Annotated in this window: 17 protein-coding genes and 1 pseudogene; 15 read left to right on the top strand and 3 right to left on the bottom strand. The window is 62.2% G+C overall.

Annotated features, from left to right (window positions below; translation table 11 throughout):
- Positions 1-565: 565 nt before the first annotated feature.
- From repA to Q8M85_RS15240, 6 genes are all read left to right on the top strand, one after another.
- The gene (gene repA, locus Q8M85_RS15215; protein WP_227754464.1) at positions 566-1,750 is read left to right on the top strand and encodes a plasmid partitioning protein RepA; all 1,185 of its coding nucleotides are present in this window, start codon (positions 566-568) and stop codon (positions 1,748-1,750) included.
- Positions 1,750-2,706, top strand: coding sequence for a plasmid partitioning protein RepB (gene repB / locus Q8M85_RS15220; protein ID WP_305546135.1), 957 nt, complete (start codon positions 1,750-1,752; stop codon positions 2,704-2,706). The genes repA and repB overlap by 1 nt, the downstream gene beginning before the upstream one ends.
- Positions 2,707-2,945: 239 nt before the next feature.
- Positions 2,946-4,001 (top strand): plasmid replication protein RepC, encoded by a 1,056-nt coding sequence (gene repC / locus Q8M85_RS15225; RefSeq protein ID WP_112312841.1) that lies wholly within the window; start codon positions 2,946-2,948, stop codon positions 3,999-4,001.
- Positions 4,002-4,225: 224 nt separating this feature from the next.
- The gene (locus Q8M85_RS15230) at positions 4,226-6,406 is read left to right on the top strand and encodes a ParB/RepB/Spo0J family partition protein (protein ID WP_112312842.1); all 2,181 of its coding nucleotides are present in this window, start codon (positions 4,226-4,228) and stop codon (positions 6,404-6,406) included.
- A 99-nt stretch (positions 6,407-6,505) separates the two neighbouring features.
- Positions 6,506-6,979, top strand: coding sequence for a hypothetical protein (locus Q8M85_RS15235; RefSeq protein ID WP_168775824.1), 474 nt, complete (start codon positions 6,506-6,508; stop codon positions 6,977-6,979).
- Positions 6,980-7,379: 400 nt separating this feature from the next.
- On the top strand, positions 7,380-7,544 hold the full coding sequence (locus Q8M85_RS15240; protein ID WP_168775825.1) for a hypothetical protein: 165 nt from the start codon (positions 7,380-7,382) through the stop codon (positions 7,542-7,544).
- Between the two features lie 437 nt (positions 7,545-7,981).
- Here the strand turns inward: Q8M85_RS15240 and Q8M85_RS15245 are convergent, their stop codons facing one another.
- Complete coding sequence (locus Q8M85_RS15245; RefSeq protein ID WP_305546139.1) at positions 7,982-8,302, bottom strand: H-NS histone family protein; 321 nt, start codon at positions 8,300-8,302, stop codon at positions 7,982-7,984.
- A gap of 425 nt (positions 8,303-8,727) precedes the next feature.
- Here Q8M85_RS15245 and Q8M85_RS15250 point away from each other — a divergent pair, with 425 nt between their 5' ends.
- Positions 8,728-9,132 (top strand): single-stranded DNA-binding protein, encoded by a 405-nt coding sequence (locus Q8M85_RS15250; RefSeq protein WP_168775827.1) that lies wholly within the window; start codon positions 8,728-8,730, stop codon positions 9,130-9,132.
- A gap of 72 nt (positions 9,133-9,204) precedes the next feature.
- Here Q8M85_RS15250 and Q8M85_RS15255 read toward each other — a convergent pair whose 3' ends face one another.
- Positions 9,205-9,516 (bottom strand): hypothetical protein, encoded by a 312-nt coding sequence (locus tag Q8M85_RS15255; RefSeq protein WP_168775828.1) that lies wholly within the window; start codon positions 9,514-9,516, stop codon positions 9,205-9,207.
- Between the two features lie 64 nt (positions 9,517-9,580).
- Complete coding sequence (locus Q8M85_RS15260) at positions 9,581-10,501, bottom strand: hypothetical protein (RefSeq protein ID WP_305546141.1); 921 nt, start codon at positions 10,499-10,501, stop codon at positions 9,581-9,583.
- A gap of 222 nt (positions 10,502-10,723) precedes the next feature.
- Here Q8M85_RS15260 and Q8M85_RS15265 point away from each other — a divergent pair, with 222 nt between their 5' ends.
- From Q8M85_RS15265 to Q8M85_RS15300, 8 genes and pseudogenes are all read left to right on the top strand, one after another.
- Positions 10,724-11,923: a DUF932 domain-containing protein gene (locus tag Q8M85_RS15265; RefSeq protein WP_168775830.1), complete on the top strand. Its 1,200-nt coding sequence runs from the start codon at positions 10,724-10,726 to the stop codon at positions 11,921-11,923.
- A gap of 152 nt (positions 11,924-12,075) precedes the next feature.
- Positions 12,076-12,516 carry a RadC family protein gene (locus Q8M85_RS15270; RefSeq protein WP_168775831.1) on the top strand — a complete coding sequence of 147 codons (441 nt, stop codon included), beginning with the start codon at positions 12,076-12,078 and terminating at the stop codon, positions 12,514-12,516.
- Positions 12,517-12,634: 118 nt separating this feature from the next.
- Complete coding sequence (locus Q8M85_RS15275; protein WP_168775832.1) at positions 12,635-13,153, top strand: DNA repair protein RadC; 519 nt, start codon at positions 12,635-12,637, stop codon at positions 13,151-13,153.
- 102 nt (positions 13,154-13,255) lie between these two features.
- Positions 13,256-13,747 carry a DUF6878 family protein gene (locus tag Q8M85_RS15280; RefSeq protein ID WP_168775833.1) on the top strand — a complete coding sequence of 164 codons (492 nt, stop codon included), beginning with the start codon at positions 13,256-13,258 and terminating at the stop codon, positions 13,745-13,747.
- Between the two features lie 10 nt (positions 13,748-13,757).
- On the top strand, positions 13,758-14,135 hold the full coding sequence (locus Q8M85_RS15285) for a hypothetical protein (protein ID WP_168775834.1): 378 nt from the start codon (positions 13,758-13,760) through the stop codon (positions 14,133-14,135).
- A 1-nt stretch (position 14,136) separates the two neighbouring features.
- A complete protein-coding gene (locus Q8M85_RS15290) occupies positions 14,137-14,334 on the top strand; it encodes a hypothetical protein (protein WP_168775835.1) in 198 nt (65 codons plus the stop codon).
- An 80-nt stretch (positions 14,335-14,414) separates the two neighbouring features.
- Entirely contained in the window at positions 14,415-14,834 is a 420-nt protein-coding gene (locus Q8M85_RS15295; protein ID WP_168775836.1) for a hypothetical protein, read from the top strand.
- A pseudogene (locus Q8M85_RS15300) lies at positions 14,827-15,087 on the top strand (antitoxin of toxin-antitoxin stability system); the annotation flags it as partial. The gene Q8M85_RS15295 and the pseudogene Q8M85_RS15300, both read left to right, overlap by 8 nt.
- Positions 15,088-15,219: the final 132 nt, after the last annotated feature.

A 15,219-nucleotide genomic window follows, 5' to 3' on the forward strand; every position in this document is an offset into this window, starting at 1 on the left:
AGATGACCCGCCGATACCAGCGGCGGCGTGACAGGTTCCGGGTGAACCTGACCAAGGCCGCAGGCCTGTAAGCCCCCTGCCCTTCCGACGAGCCTTTGCTGAAATGCCAAGCTCCAACCTGACCGCTCAGGTTTCAGCTAATCGCTTCAATTGAAATCGGGAACCAAACGCGACAGCCGTCATCGGTGAAGATGCTCTTGGGGCGGGCCGAGAAACTGGGGCTGCTTTCAACACTCCGGTGATCTGGGCGACCTTTCGAACTGCCAATGCGAGCCGGCTTAAGACGCCATGGACTCCAAGGTCGCCGTTCTGACGCGGCGACCGAAGGTGAAGAGCTTGAACGCTCACTTGCAGTTTCGACTATGGATCACAGGACACGCGCACTCGGTTGAAGCTCGCTAGGGATGTGCATAACTTTCTCCACCATATGTAGATTCTTCTTGATGGACTCACGCGTTCATGTCATTTCGGTTCTGACGACAAAACGCGTCAGATCGGCTTAATGCCGTCAAAATCAGAAAGAGCCCTGGTAGGGGCCTGAGGGCAGTGAATGACTGATCGAGGCATGAAACTCAATCGCGGGGTTGGCACTGCCGACATCGGTGCATTTGCGGACAGCTTGGCCGAGTCTTTGAACCGGCAAATGCGGGCTGCCTTTCAACCGGAGGAACGCAAGTCGCTGCGGCGCTTCAGTTCAACGGAGGTGGCTGAACTGCTTCGTGTCAGCCCGTCGAATCTACGCAACCGCCATAAGGATGGGAGCTTTCCGGAGGTCTTCACTGACGGACGTGGGCATCGCTACTACTCAGCTGAAGAGATCGACACCCTGCGCGACATCCTTGCCCGGACCGGAAAGAATGCTGACGCGTATTTGCCGGGCCGCCGGGACGGCGATCGACTTCAAATCGTCTCGGTCGTCAATTTCAAGGGCGGCAGTTCAAAGACCACAGCCACGATCCATCTTGCCCAGAGGTTCGCCCTTCGAGGATATCGGGTGCTGGCGCTGGACTTTGATCCGCAGGCCAGCCTGACCACCTTTTTCGGCATCCGGCCCGAGCTGGAGTTTGCAGAAAGCGGCACTGTCTACGACGCCCTGCGCTATGAAAACAAAGTGCCGCTCTCATCGGTCATTCAGAAGACCTACTTCCACAACCTAGACATGGTACCCGCTGGATTGCTCCTGTCGGAGTACGAAACCGAGACGGCGAATGCCCTGGCGCGTCGCGTGCAGCCTATCTTTGCCGAAAGGCTGTCGCTGGCGCTCGACGAAGTCGCCGCAGTTTATGATCTGGTGCTGATCGACTGCCCGCCGCAGCTTGGGTTCCTGACCCTGACTGCTCTTGCAGCATCGACAGGACTTTTGGTCACGGTGGTGCCGGGGATGCTCGATATCGCCTCGATGAGCCAGTTCCTAAAACTTGCTTCAGAGACCGTGCAGACCGTCGAAGAGGCGATCGGGCGAAAGGTGGCCTGGGATTTTGTGAAGTTCCTGATCACACGCTACGAACCATCAGATGGTCCGCAGACGCAGATGGCAGGGTATCTGCGTTCGATCCTGGCTGGCCAAGTCATGACGGAACCTATGCTGAAGTCCACGGCGATTTCGGACGCCGGAATGACGCAGCAGACGATATATGAAGTCGATCCGAGCCAGTTGATCCGCAAGACGATCGACCGGGCCATGAGCAGCGTGAACAACGTCGCGGACGAGCTTGAGCAGACGATTCAAATGGCATGGGGTCGACGCTGATGGGCCGAAATATCTTCAACCAACCTCCTGTGGACGTGGCCTCGTCCCCTGCCCCAGCAAAACCGACAAAGCTTGGCGGATCCGTTGGCGGCCTGCGAGAGTCACTTCGAGAGATCACGGCCAACTCCATCCGAGATATTGACCCTGATCAGATCGAGGTCGATGGCTTGCGGGACCGGCTGGCTTTCGAAGACGACGGTATCGACTTGCTAGCCGAAAGCATCCGCAAGCATGGCCAGCAGGTCCCGATTATGGTTCGGCCCTCTGACCAGCCGGATCGCTACCGCGTCGTTTACGGGCGCAGGCGACTTGCCGCGATTAGAAAAGTTGGCGGACCGGTCAAGGCAATCGTCCGGACTTTGGATGACGACGCTTCGCTGATCGCCCAAGGACAAGAGAACAACCTCCGCCTAGATCCGTCATTTATTGAGAAAGCCTTGTTCATCAAGGAGATGCAAGAAGCCGGATATAAGCCCGGCGTCATCCAGGACGCACTTGGATTGACGAGGCAAGGCATCTCTAATCACCGAGTGGTAATCGAACAACTTCCCGACGAGTTGATCAGACTCATCGGCCCGGCGCATGGTACCGGGCGGCGTCAGTGGGGTGATCTTGCAGCTCTCGCCCCAAAGGTCCCCCTTACCGAGGTTGCGCGAGCAGCCCTCGCTGCCCTGCCCCAAGACGCTACCGGCATCGACAGGTTCCAGACTGTGTACAGTGCCTGTCAGCGGGCTGCGAAGAGTTCAACAAGCCTCTCAGCGCAGGGACGCAGTTCCACGGTGAAGGATGAGGGTGGCAAGGTTGTTGCGACCCTCTCCGTCGACGCCAAGTCCATCGGGATTAAAGTCAACCGCAAGGACAATCCAGATTTCGGCCTCTGGCTGGAGGAACGCGCCGAAGCCACGCTTCGTGACCTCTTCCAGAAATGGCTGGAAGAGCGAAGGCAGGAAGACTGATCCCTGCCCCTAAACATGTAACGCGAGCAGAAGGAGAGTAGCGAAGGCCAAAAAAGAAAGAGCCCCCCAAGGTTTCCCTCGGAGAGCCCATCATCGATTTGCACCTATGATGTAGCAATCTCCCACATACCGGTCAAGAGTCGCCGATTCGGTGGACATGATTTTTGTTGCCTTCTGCACGAGAAATCGTGCGAGAGGCCGGGAAAGCTATGGGCCGACGTGGCCGTCGTTCAACAAACATGGCATTCACTCAGGTTTCCACAAGTACCGCCGGCGCCAGACAGCGCGACCGGCATGAGAATTGTACGCCTCCCGACATCTGGGCGGTCTTTCGAGCCTTGCGCGATGCAAGGTGTGTCTTCGGACTGAAGCCGGGGCATATCCAGACCCTGCAGGCCCTCATCAGCTTCCTGCGGCCAGGGCAAGGGGACACTGTGTTCGCATCGAACTTCGAGATCTGCCGAAGAGTCGGCGGTATCGACGAGCGGACCCTTCGTCGTCACATCGACCGTTTCATCGATCTTGGGATGATCGAGCGCCACGACAGCCCAAACCGAAAGCGCTATCGCGTCAGCTCGCGTGATGGTCGGGTCGTCAGCTTTGGCCTTTCGCTTTCACCGCTATTGAAACGCGCCGGTGATTTCCTTGATGCTGCCGCAGAACTCGAAGAGACCCGCCGCGATCAGGTCTTCCTGCGGAAACAAATTCTCGTCGGTCTGGCTCATATCGACACTATCGAACCCGGAAGCGCCGTTTCAGAAAACGCTCGCAGAATGATGCGACGCAAGTTGGCAGTGGACGAATATCGTTGCCTGCTGGATCAGGTCACGAACCATCTTGGTCAAATGTCCACCGTGGTGGACGTTAAAATTACAACAAAACTGCCCGCCAATGACGGTCAAACTGTCCGGCACCTTTCTAAGTCCGAAAAAGAAAAAAAAGAATCTGAAAGAGTCGAGAGCGATCTGCTTCCCTCCGTCCCAACGCTGACCGCGATTTGCCGAGAAGCTACGGCATTCGCTCCAGCGGGGCTCCGAACATGGGACGACATCGAAAGACATGCACAGAACCTCGCGCCGATGATGGGTATTCAACCGGGCACCTTCAACGAAGCCAGCAAGCGAGTGGGTTCTAGGCGCACAGCAACTGCTATCTTCATCCTCCTGCAACTTGGAACTCGGGTTAGAAACTACGCAGCCTATTTCCACAGCATCACGCTTGGAAAGAGGGCCGATAGCTTCAGACCATCAGCCATTCTGGCAACACTTTCGGTTTCGACGTCTGTGCCTGTGTGATGTCCACCGCGGTGGACATTGCTACGAAGACCAGCTGCATCCTTCATTTTGACTACCGCGGCTCCCCCAGTGGCGACTTAATGCGCTGGTCAAAGACAACCATGTCTCACCCAAGTTTGCGCGACACGCGTCAAGACGAAGAAAAGTCAGAGAAGTGCAGGTGAAGGGTGACGGTGAATGAGATCGGGAGAGTGGCTTCCGGCGCCCGTCGTGGAGATGGTCTGATGGCAAAAGCTGCTCAGAATGTGACCCTGTCGCCCTCGCGCGATATCGCCTTCGACCGGCTGGTGTTGAGCCAGTCCAACGTCCGGCGCATCAAGTCCGGGATGTCGGTGGAGGAGCTGGCGGAAGATATCGCCCGCCGTGGGCTCCTGCAGAGCCTGAACGTCCGGCCCGTGCTGGATGAGGCAGGCGGTGAGACCGGCAAGTTCGAGATCCCGGCCGGTGGGCGCCGCTTCCAGGCGCTGTCCTTGCTGGTGAAGCAGAAGCGGTTGGCCAAGACCGCGCCGATCCCCTGCATCGTGCGGGACGCCGGGTCCGCGATCCTCGCCGAGGATGACTCGCTGGCCGAGAACATGCAGCGCGTCGCTTTGCACCCGCTCGACCAGTTCCGCGCCTTCGCTGCCTTGCGCGAAAAGGGCCTCGGCGATGAGGCGATCGCGGCTGCCTTCTTCGTGACGCCCCATGTCGTGCGCCAACGGCTGAAGCTGACCTCCGTCGCCCCTGCCCTCCTCGACGTCTATGCCGAAGACGGCATGACGCTGGAGCAGCTCATGGCCTTTACCGTGACGTCGGATACTGCGCGCCAGCTGCAAGTCTGGGAGGCGGTGAAGGGCTCGTGGAACAAGGAACCTTACGCCATCCGGCGCATGCTGACCGAGACCTCGGTCCGCGCGTCGGATCGCCGCGCGGTCTTCGTCGGCATCGAGGCCTATGAAGCGGCGGGCGGGACCGTGGCGCGGGATCTCTTCCAGGGCGACGATGGCGGCTGGCTGGAAGACGTCGCGCTTCTGGAGCGCCTCGTCGGCGAGAAGCTGCAGGCCGTGGCTCAGGCGCTCGTCGCCGAGGGCTGGAAATGGGTCGAGGTTGCGGCAGACTTGCCCTACGGCTTCGGCTATGGGCTGCGTCGTCTGTCCGGCGAAGCTGCGGCGATGTCGGAGGCCGAGGCAGCCGAGCATGCCAAGCTTCTCGCCGAATACCAGGCACTCGACGCCGAGTGGTCCGAAGCCGACGAAATCCCCGCGGACATTGACGCTCGTCTCAGCGAACTGGCCGATGCAATGGAAGCCTTGGAGACCCGGCCCGTGATCTTCGATCCGGTGGAGATCGGGCGGGCAGGGGTCTTCGTCACCTTCGACCGTGAGGGCAAGCTGGTCCTCCATCGTGGCTATGTGCGGCCCGAAGACGAGGCACCGATCGAGACCGGGGTCAACCCAGACGATGGCATCGACCATGGCGCGTCGGACGGGCAGGGCGCAGCAATCAGCGCCTATGGCACGGTGATTACCTCGGCAGGTCAGCCCCTCTCGGCCTTGCCCGACGAGGAAGACGACGGCGCGCTGAAGCCCTTGCCCGAGCGGCTGGTCATGGAACTCACAGCCCACCGCACCCTTGCGCTGCGCGAGGCCCTGGGGCGGTCGCCTGAGGTGGCCCTGACCCTTCTGCTTCTGAAGCTAGTGACCGACACCTTCCGCACGTCGTCGTCCTCGGGATCCTGCCTCGAGGCCTCGGTGCGCCCAGTCTACATGGCCGCGCAGGCGCCGGACCTGAAGGACAGCGCAGTGGCCCAGGCCATCGAGGAGCGTCATGCGGCATGGGAGACCGAGCTCCCTCTGGGCGATGATGCTGGGCTCTGGGACTATCTCACGGCGCTTGATGCCGCGAGCCGTCTCTCGCTCTTGGCCCATTGCCTCTCCCAAGGCGTCAACGCGCTCCATGAGCGGGTGAACCCCTATGGCGCGGGCATCTCGGCCTCCGGTCTCACCCGCCGCATGAAGCATGCCGACATGCTGGCAAAGGCCGTCGATCTCGACATGGTCGAAGCGGGCTGGGAACCCACGGCGGAAAATTATCTCTCCCGCGTGCCCAAGGTCCGGATTGTCGAGGCTGTGCGCGAGGCGAAGGGCGAAGGCGCGGCGCAATTGATCGACCATCTCAAGAAGACCGAGATGGCCACGGAGGCCGAGCGGCTCCTCAAGGGCAGCGGCTGGTTGCCGGAGGTCCTGCGCCGTGCCGATCTGGTTGCGCTGCAGGGTGAGGCAAGCACGGAGGGGCAGGGCGGTGACGTGGGGGATCGTGACGACTTGACCGCAGACCCTGTCGAAACCCTCGAGGACATCGACCTTCCGGCCTTCCTCGTCTCCGATCTGCCGCCCGAGACGGCGCAAATGATCGCCGCCGAGTGATCTGAAGCTTCGGGGGCGGGGAAACCCGCCCGCACTTCACATAAAACCAAACAATATCAATGCAATGAGTGCGTTTCTTCGCATTCAGAGTGAGGAATCATGTCTGCAAACTCCATCATCGACACCGCGCCATTGGGTGCTTTGGTCCGTTACTCCGACGGCAGCCCCAAACCGCCCGCGCGCTTCACCAAGAAGCTCGCTGCCTGGGAGCGGTCGAACGGCATCGGCCGCCTTGTGAAGAAGGAACCGCCGCGCCCCCATCAAACCTGGACCGCGCCCGCCTCCTTCACGCTGCACGAGGGCAACTTCTCTTCCGACGGCATTATCCTTGTCACCATCATGCGCAGCCATTCCGCCGACAGCACATTGGCCTTCGAAGTCGTCGAGGTGCCGCAACCCGGGCAGGTGAAGATCCTGCTCGACTTCGGCGGCACGAGCGAGCTGCTGCACCTCGCGGCCAATAGGGCCGCCGCCGAGCTTTGGATCGCCCGGGAGGGCTATCGCAACGCAAGGCTGGAAGTGGTCGGCGACAGTGACGACGGTGGGGCAGGGGAGGTCGACCTCGCCGCCTGAGCCTTTGCGAAAGAAACCATCAGCCCGCCCGAGGGCGGTGCTCTCCCAACATGACCCTGTCCCCGGCATCGGGGGCAGGGTACCATAGGGTCCATCCCCAAGGTCAATCGCTCTGACCTTCATCCTGGCTGCAAGGCTGGCGGGCTGAGCATCCACAGAATGCGGACAATCTTGGCGGCTCCTGTGGCCAGAGCACCATCCCCCGCTCGCCCGTCCCTTCCTTGGCCCGAGGCCGGTCTTCGAGATCAAGCCACAAGGGCTCGGACTACGGGGTGAACCCGTGCCGCCGGGCGGATTCGGGGCATGCCCGAACGCACCCGGTGATGTCAGACCGTCTCGGGCCTTCGGGGTCCTGTCGCGCGGGGGATGGTCCTCCGCCTCCCAGACAGGAGCCGAAAAGATGTCCCGCAAAGATGCACACGCCTACGCCGCCAGCCTCGCCGCCACGCTGATGGTTGCCATCGTGGTCTTCCAGGCTGGGGATGGCTCCTATGGCGCCGTCCCCGCCGATGAAATCGACGGTGACGAGGTTCTGGTGATCGGCGAGCACGATCCCTGGGGCTAATCCCCACGTCTCGCGCAAAGGCCCGGGCGGCGCGGCTGCGCCTCCCGGGCCCTTCGCCTGCCCGTCGTACACGCCGACTGGCACAAGGCACCGACGCAAGGTCGGCATTCCCTTCAGCGCAAGCAAGGAGATCGCGCATGGCCGCGACCTGCTTTCCCTATGGTTTTCCAACCGGCTATTCTCGTCCCGTTGCCGCGCTCGGCGGTCTTTGGCCGCGCTGCGTGAACGCGGAGCCTGGCACCTTTGGCCATGAATGCGGGCGGCCTGCGGTTTTCGTCGGCACGAAACCGTCGACGGGTTTCGAGGCCTGCTTCTGTGCCGAATGCAAAGCACACGGACATGAGGCCCGGGCCTACCGTGATTGGAGGGGCATCGATCCGGCAGGGCAGGGGCCTGCATGACCCCCGCCAAGGCGGCAGCGCGTCGCCACGGCTTTCTCAGCCGAGCAGCTCTTCCGGGTCCCTGCCCGCATCGACATGGGCGGCGAACCAGCCCGGCTTGCGTCCCCGCCCGGACCAGGTGAGGGTCGGGTTCTCGGGGTGCCGGTAGATCTTCGTCGATGGTGCCCGCTTGCGCTTCGGCTCCTCCAGGGCCGTCAGTTCGGCCAAGGTGAAGCCGAGGTCCTTGGCGAGCATCTCGACCTTTTCGCGGGCCTCCGCCTTTTGCCGGGCTTCGAATGTGGAAATCGCCTTGGCCACGGACTTCTGCAAATCCCGCAGATCGGCGAGCGACAGGACCGCGAGGTTGAAATCAGGCATCGGGTGCTCCGGTTGATCCAATGCAGCAGCCGTAATCGTGCAAGGACCGCGCGGCAAGAGACGAGCGGGGCAGGGGGGGCTGGTTGGGCTTGGTGATCCCACTCTCCCTTTCCGGGATGGTTCCCCCTGGGCCTGATATTGCCGGATGAGATCGATCTGAACGTGTCTGCTTGGGTTTCTCCCCCTGTGATCCGGCTGAGGCACCTCCCCTTCGACGGACAATCCCCTAAGCCTGTTCGGTTTCCTGCCCGCAACCCCAACTCCTGCCCGGGCCGTGTTGCCCCGTGCCAGGGCTGCCCGCGCCACCCCGGGCCCTCGGGGGTTTCCGCCTGGTCCATGGCCCAGCCGTGCGGACGTCTCCCGACAGGCTTCTGACGGGTCTTGTCGAAGGGATGGCCCCTTCAGCGAAATCCAGGAGAACCACCATGCAGAACATCGTCATCCTCGCCGGCAACATCGGTCAGGCCCCGGAGGCCCGCACCACCCAGGGCGGCACGAAGATCACCCACTTCACCCTCGCCACCTCACGCCCGCGCCTCTCTGAAGGCCGCGCGGTCCGGGACGAGCACGGCTACCGCGTGATGGACACCGAATGGCACCGCATCACCTGCTTCAACGGCCTCGGCAAGTCGGTCGCCGAGAACTGCGAGAAGGGCATGAAGCTCTTGGTCCAAGGCCGCATCCACTACACGAAGTGGACCGATGCGGCGGGCGTCGACCGCTACGGCTGCGAGATCATCGCCGAAAAGATCGACTTCCTCAGCCGCCCCAAGGCGGCCGAGGGCGATGCGCCCGAACTGGTCGATCGCGACGACGAGGTCGGCTTCTGAGCCGACCCACTACCTGGCCCGGCGGGGATGCCCGCCGGGCCAGAATAGCTGCCGCTGATGCCAAGATGCGAGTTACGGCTGCCCCTCGTGCCAATCTCGTATGGATCGGCACAGATTGCTCATAGCCTGACCGGTGAGCAATCCGCTGGTCAGGAACGGGACGCTCTCGGAAAACCTCGGTTCCGCCTCACCATCTGCGGTGAAGTGAAAAATGCCGGTCTCCTCGGCTTCGTTCTTTGCAAAGGACCATGTTCCAAGAAATTCACCGTCGCGGGTCACGACGTCGCCGTTTTCGGCGCCGCCCTCTGCCCCCATCAGGTTGATCGGATATCTGAGTTCCACGGTTTGCAATGCCTCATTGCGGTCGGTTTCTTTGTCCGACACCAACCTGGCGGGCCGAACGATCGTGTAGGAGGAGGTTGGCAGTGATGCCCGAAGCTGCCGCTGGCTATTCGACCTCACCCGTGGTCGCAAGTCGCTCCTTCGTTGCCAGTTGATCTGCGATCTCGGGCAATTCAACTCGGCGCGTCTGCGGAATCACGGGACCGGCGCCCCGGATATGCGGCATACGAAACACCTTTTCAGGTCTCGCCATGTGTTTCATGTAATGGCCCGCTACCCAGTGCGCGCGCCTCTTACCTGAGGGGTCATCAGTATCCCGCTCTACATGCGTTGCCTTCAGCTGGATCTTGCCAGCGGACCCCAGCCGAACACGGGTAACAAGCGTGTCGGGAAGCGGCTTCCCTGCCTTTTCGGCGCGCCGCCGCTCAGGTCGACTGTACGCTTGAACCTCCTCGGTTTCGATCATGCCCTTATATTTCAGCATCGAACACATCGTGGCCACGACCGCCACGAAGTGGCTGCAGACTTCGCTTTCGCCTTTAAGGGCGGCCTCACCTTCTGGATGCTTCGGTCCCAACAGTGCCGCTTCATAGGTAGGGGTAAAGATCAATTCGCCTTTCAGGCCCGAGGATTTCAAAACCAGGAGACTTGGGACGATCCCGTTGGCGGTAACGATCATGCGTTGCGTGTACATACAGTTATCCACCACCGTCGTCAGGGCAACATAGGAGCCTTCACCGGTTGGGTCTGGGCACTCGACAAGGAGTGCCGGAAACGGGAATTGGGCCTCTCGGTAGATTTCCTCGCGGCCAGCAGGCTTCGTGCCATAGGCGAGGTCGGTCAGCATTTGGACCGTTTCCTGGTCGACCCGATAGTGGTGCGCATAGGACAAGACATGCAGCTGCCGATCGCGAAACTCCAGCATGCGATCCATCAGTTCCGGGGAAATCCCGCCCCTGAAGGGGCCGTTCGTATCCAGGAAGCTCTGCGGGTAGCTTTCGAAGAACTTGGTCAATGTGTCGATCATGAATTCGCCTTCGTGAAGCCGCCCGATTTCTTCGAACTGGGGATTTATGCGAGAGGGTGCAAGCCCCGGCCATACTTCAAGCGTCTGCCGGTTTTTCGCCCAGACGGAGACCGTCAGTCCCAATTTGCAGCAGGAATCGAGAGTCCGAGTTGGGCTGGTTTTCCGGTGACGGGTTGAGGGTCTGGGAGAGTGGCTTCCGGCACCTGTCGCGGAGTGTGACTTATGGGCGTTCAGGAAGTTCTTGAACCGGTGCAGACGCGCAAGACCGGTGGCTACAAGGTGGATGTGAGCCGGGGCGAGCGGAACGGGCGCGTCTCGTCGGAATGGTTCAACCGGCCAGATGACGAGAGGTATTTGTCGCTCGACGACCTCTGGGCCTCGGTGAAGGGGCGGTCGGAGCGGAGCCGGTCGCGCATCGTCGAGACGCCCGAGATCCGGGTCGAGGCGTCCCGCGACAATGCGGAGCGGATGCAACTTATCCTGCCTCGAGCGCAGGAACCGGTCGCGCCGACGCATTGGGCCTTCGGCCAGCTCGCCAGCATCGTGGGCGCACCGGCCTCCTACCTGCGGCAACTGCCCGCGCCTCTCGCAGCAATCAATTTGCAGTACGGCCTTTCCTCCCATCGCGCCGAGCAGGTGAAGACCTTCGAGACCGAGGATGGCCGCACAGAACTGCGCGCGGTGACCGGTCCGGATTACGGCCGTATCCATGACCACGAACTCGTTGAGGCGGTCCAGCGGATCGCGGGCAACGGCACCGGCGACACGCGGTGGAAAGTGCCGGGCACGCTCGACTGGTCGACCGGGGTCTACAACCCCGATGTCGAAATCAGCCGCGATACGACGACGCTCTATGCCTCGGATCGCGATGTCTTCCTGTTCCTGGTCGATGATCACAACCCGATCGAAGCGGGGCGTCTGGCCGATGGCTCGCCCGACCTTTACTTCCGGGGATTTTACTGCTGGAATTCGGAAGTTGGCGCGAAAACCCTTGGCATCGCAAGCTTTTACTTGCGCGCGGTTTGTCAGAACCGGAACCTCTGGGGCGTCGAAGACTTCCAGGAAATCACCATCCGCCATTCGAAATATGCCGCTTCGCGCTTTGCCCATGAGGCCGCCCCGGCGCTGACCCGCTTCGCCAATTCTTCGGCGCAGGGCTTTGTGAACGGCATCAAGGCGGCGCGGCAGCAGATCGTGGCGCGGACCGATGACGAGCGGGGTGAGTTCCTGAGAAAGCATGGCTTCTCCAAGGCCGAGACCAGCAAGATCATCGAAAAGGTGTTCCTTGAGGAACATCGGCCGCCCGAGAGCATCTTTGACTTTGTTCAGGGGATCACCCGGCTTGCGCGGGATAAGACCCAGCAGGACGCCCGCCTCGACATGGAAGGCCGGGCCAAGAAGCTCCTCGACCGCGTCGGCTGAGCCCGGCCTTCGTCGCGCCTCCACGATCCCGCGCCTTCGGCGGGGCAGGGGGCGCGCTGTTCCATCTGCCCTCTCCCTTCCCGGCAATCTCCTCGCCGCCTGCGCATCGCAGACCGGCGACGAACTGCCCTTCATTTTCCGGAATCGATCCCATGACCCCGCAAGAAGAAACCGTGATCCTCGAGGCTCGCGAAATCCTTGGCCGCTATCTGAACCACAACCCGGTCCTGACCTCCTGGGCTGCCGTCTGCGACTACTGTGCCGTCACGGTGAGGGGACCAGAGGAGCGGTTCCACGTCCTCTATCTAGACCGCAAGAACCGGCTGATTTCCGACGAGCGGATGTCAGTTGGCACGGTCGATCATGTCCCGGTCTATCCGCGCGAAGTGATCAAGCGCGCGCTGATCCTCGGCGCCAGTGCACTGATCCTAATCCACAATCATCCGTCCGGCGATCCGACCCCGTCCGAGGCCGACCTTTCGATGACCAAGGAAATCCAGAAGGGTTGCCGCTTCCTTGGCCTGACGCTGCACGACCACATCATCGTTGGCGCGGGATACGAGGTCTCGCTGCGCGGCCTCGGCAAGATGTGACCGCACAGTTGCCGCCATTCAGGAACTTGCCGCCGCCCTTTCGAGGAAGAGGGCGGCGGTTTTGTCTTTGGCGGTTGAAGCGGGAGGAGAGGCCCCCGCGCCGCCGGAGGTTTCCCCCATGTTCGATCATGTTGCCCCGCTGCTTCCCGCAGGTGCGCTTGCCGCTCTTCCCCCGCCGCTGGCCACAGCGGCTTTCGATCCCAGCCTGTCCTTCGCGCTGACGACGCCAAACCTGCATCCGGCGGCGGCATTGTCAGGCACCGCGCCGCCTGTCGTGCTGGCACGGTTCTCGACGCTCGCGGAAGCTATGGAGGGCGCGATCAGCGCCGCAGATGCCTTGGTTCCCGAGGACGGCACGCAGATCCTTGCCGTTCTCGACCGCGAGGATCGGTTGGTTCTGGCCGGTCTCGCCGCCTCGGGCTGCGTCGCCTGGTGCCACCCGGTTAAGGACGCCGGTGAGGCGCGCTCGGTGGTCACCGAGGCGAGTGCGCTGCGCGCCCAATCCCTGCGAGCAAGCGACTGGCGCGAGGCCGACTTGGCCGCCCGCCTGCGACAGCGCGCCGACCTCCTCGAGGCGCGGCTGGTCGATCCCCTCTGGCGCGCCTTCGCCGCCCGCGCCCTGCAGATCGCCGCGTGAACACCGAGAGACAGAGGAGGGCGGGGGGTGTGGCGAGCCGATCGGGGCGAGAGAAAGCACCCGGTCCGGTTTCATCCCGTTCCCCTCTTCCCGGAGATCCCCATGACCCAGATTGAACCCACCCTTGCGGCCCCTTTGCCTCCTTCGACCGTCGATTTCGCGGCGATCTTCGCCGCGCAAGCAGAACGCGCCGCCCGGAGCGACGCGCTGCGTCCCGCCAATCGCGACCGGCTTTTCGACGGGCTTGCCGCCGCCGGTATCACCCATGTCACCGTGACCTTCGACGGTGAGGGTGACAGCGGCCAGATCGAAAGCATCGCGGCCTGGAACGGCGATCTCGCCGTCGAATTCCCCGCCATGGAAATCGGCTACGCCGCGCTGACCTGGGACAATCCCGAGATCGAGATGCGCCAGCTTTCCCTCGAAGATGTCGTCGAGCAACTGGCCTATGACTTCCTGAGCGACACCCACGGCGGTTGGGAAAACAACGACGGCGCCTTTGGCGAGTTCTGCTTCGACGCCGCAGCCCGTTCCATCCACCTCGAGTTCAACGAACGCTTCACGTCGTCCGAACTCTACACCCATGATTTCTGAGGAGGATGCGATGGCCCATCCTTACCACCACGCCCTGTCCTCGGTGAAAAAATGGGGCGGCACGGTCGACGACTACCAGCCTATTCATGCTTGGTACGATAGCTCGAAAGCCCATTCTGCTGACTTCCGTCACCGCGCGATGTTCCACCACTCTGCCGGAATTTGGCTCTCGGAGACAATCTTCGGTCCGACGATCACGCTGTCCACCGGGCGCATCATCCCGACCCGCTGGGTCGGCGAGCAGCATGTCCGCGAAGATCTCGGCTTCATCCCGAGCTTCACTGACTGGGCCAAGGCAATCCGACCCGAGCCTTGGATGGGCCGGGCCGAGAAGATCGAGTCTCTGGTCGATCCGAATCTGGCTCCGCCCATTGTGGAGGTCCGCTGACATGTGCCCCGCCTATCAGGACCTTGGCCTGCCGCCCGAGGTATCGAACCTGACGGTTCTGCGCACGGCGATCCGCCGACTGCATCCCGACACGCTCGCCGTCCGCAGTTGGCGCGCGGCGCGCAAGCGCTACTACCGCGACCTGCTCAGCGCCCACCAGGCTGCTCGGGATCAGGCGCTCTCGCCGCAGCAGGGCTGATCCGCACTGCACCCGCCAATCTCACAGTTTCCATCGCGCCCGGCCACGCAGGCCGGGCGCCCCAATATCTGGAGGGCCCAATGGCCGATTATTTCACGCACTTCTCCTGCCTCCTCGATGTCGGCACGCCCGAAAGGGCTGCCGCCGCGATGGCGATCTTGCAGCGCTGCCGCGCAGAGGACGAGGAGGCAGATGATCCCCAGTATCGCGGCTTCGAACTTTCGCCGCACGACGAAGGGAAGTCTGGCGAACTCTGGTTCCGCGATGACGAGAGTGGCGATCCCGACGGCGTGGTTGCCTTCGTCCTGCGCCTTGCCGAAGATCTCGACCTTCAGGGTCTCTGGGGGTTCGACTTCGCTAACACAGCCTCACGTCCCATTCTCGGGTCGTTCGGGGGCGGAGCAACAGTGATCGACCTCGGCGCGCGCAAGGTCATCGGCTGGGTCGGTACTCAGACCTGGCTCGACAAAGTGCTGAACGGGGACGACCCCGATGCCTGAGACCATTTGCACCACGGTCTATCAGTTCCCGGAACTCTCCGACGCAGCCAAAGAGAAGGCCCGCATCTGGTATCGCGAAGCCGCCGTCACCGACGATTGGTGGGACGCGGTCTATGACGATTTCGAGCGCATCTGTGACATCCTCGGGGTCGACCTCAAGACCCGTCCCGTCCGGCTGATGGGCGGAGGCACCCGGGCGAGGCCCTGCTTATGGTTCTCGGGGTTTTCCTCGCAAGGGGACGGTGCCTGTTATGCCGAGCGACGGATTATGCGGAGCGGTCAGGTCATCACGCTGTAAACGCGAGGGATTTTCGACAATCCGCTCCGCATAATTCCGCACGGGTTCAGGTCAGCGTGTTTTTCCTTCCGGTCATCAGCATCGCAA

The sequence above is a fragment of the Tabrizicola sp. genome (assembly GCF_030694085.1).
Classification (GTDB): domain Bacteria; phylum Pseudomonadota; class Alphaproteobacteria; order Rhodobacterales; family Rhodobacteraceae; genus Tabrizicola.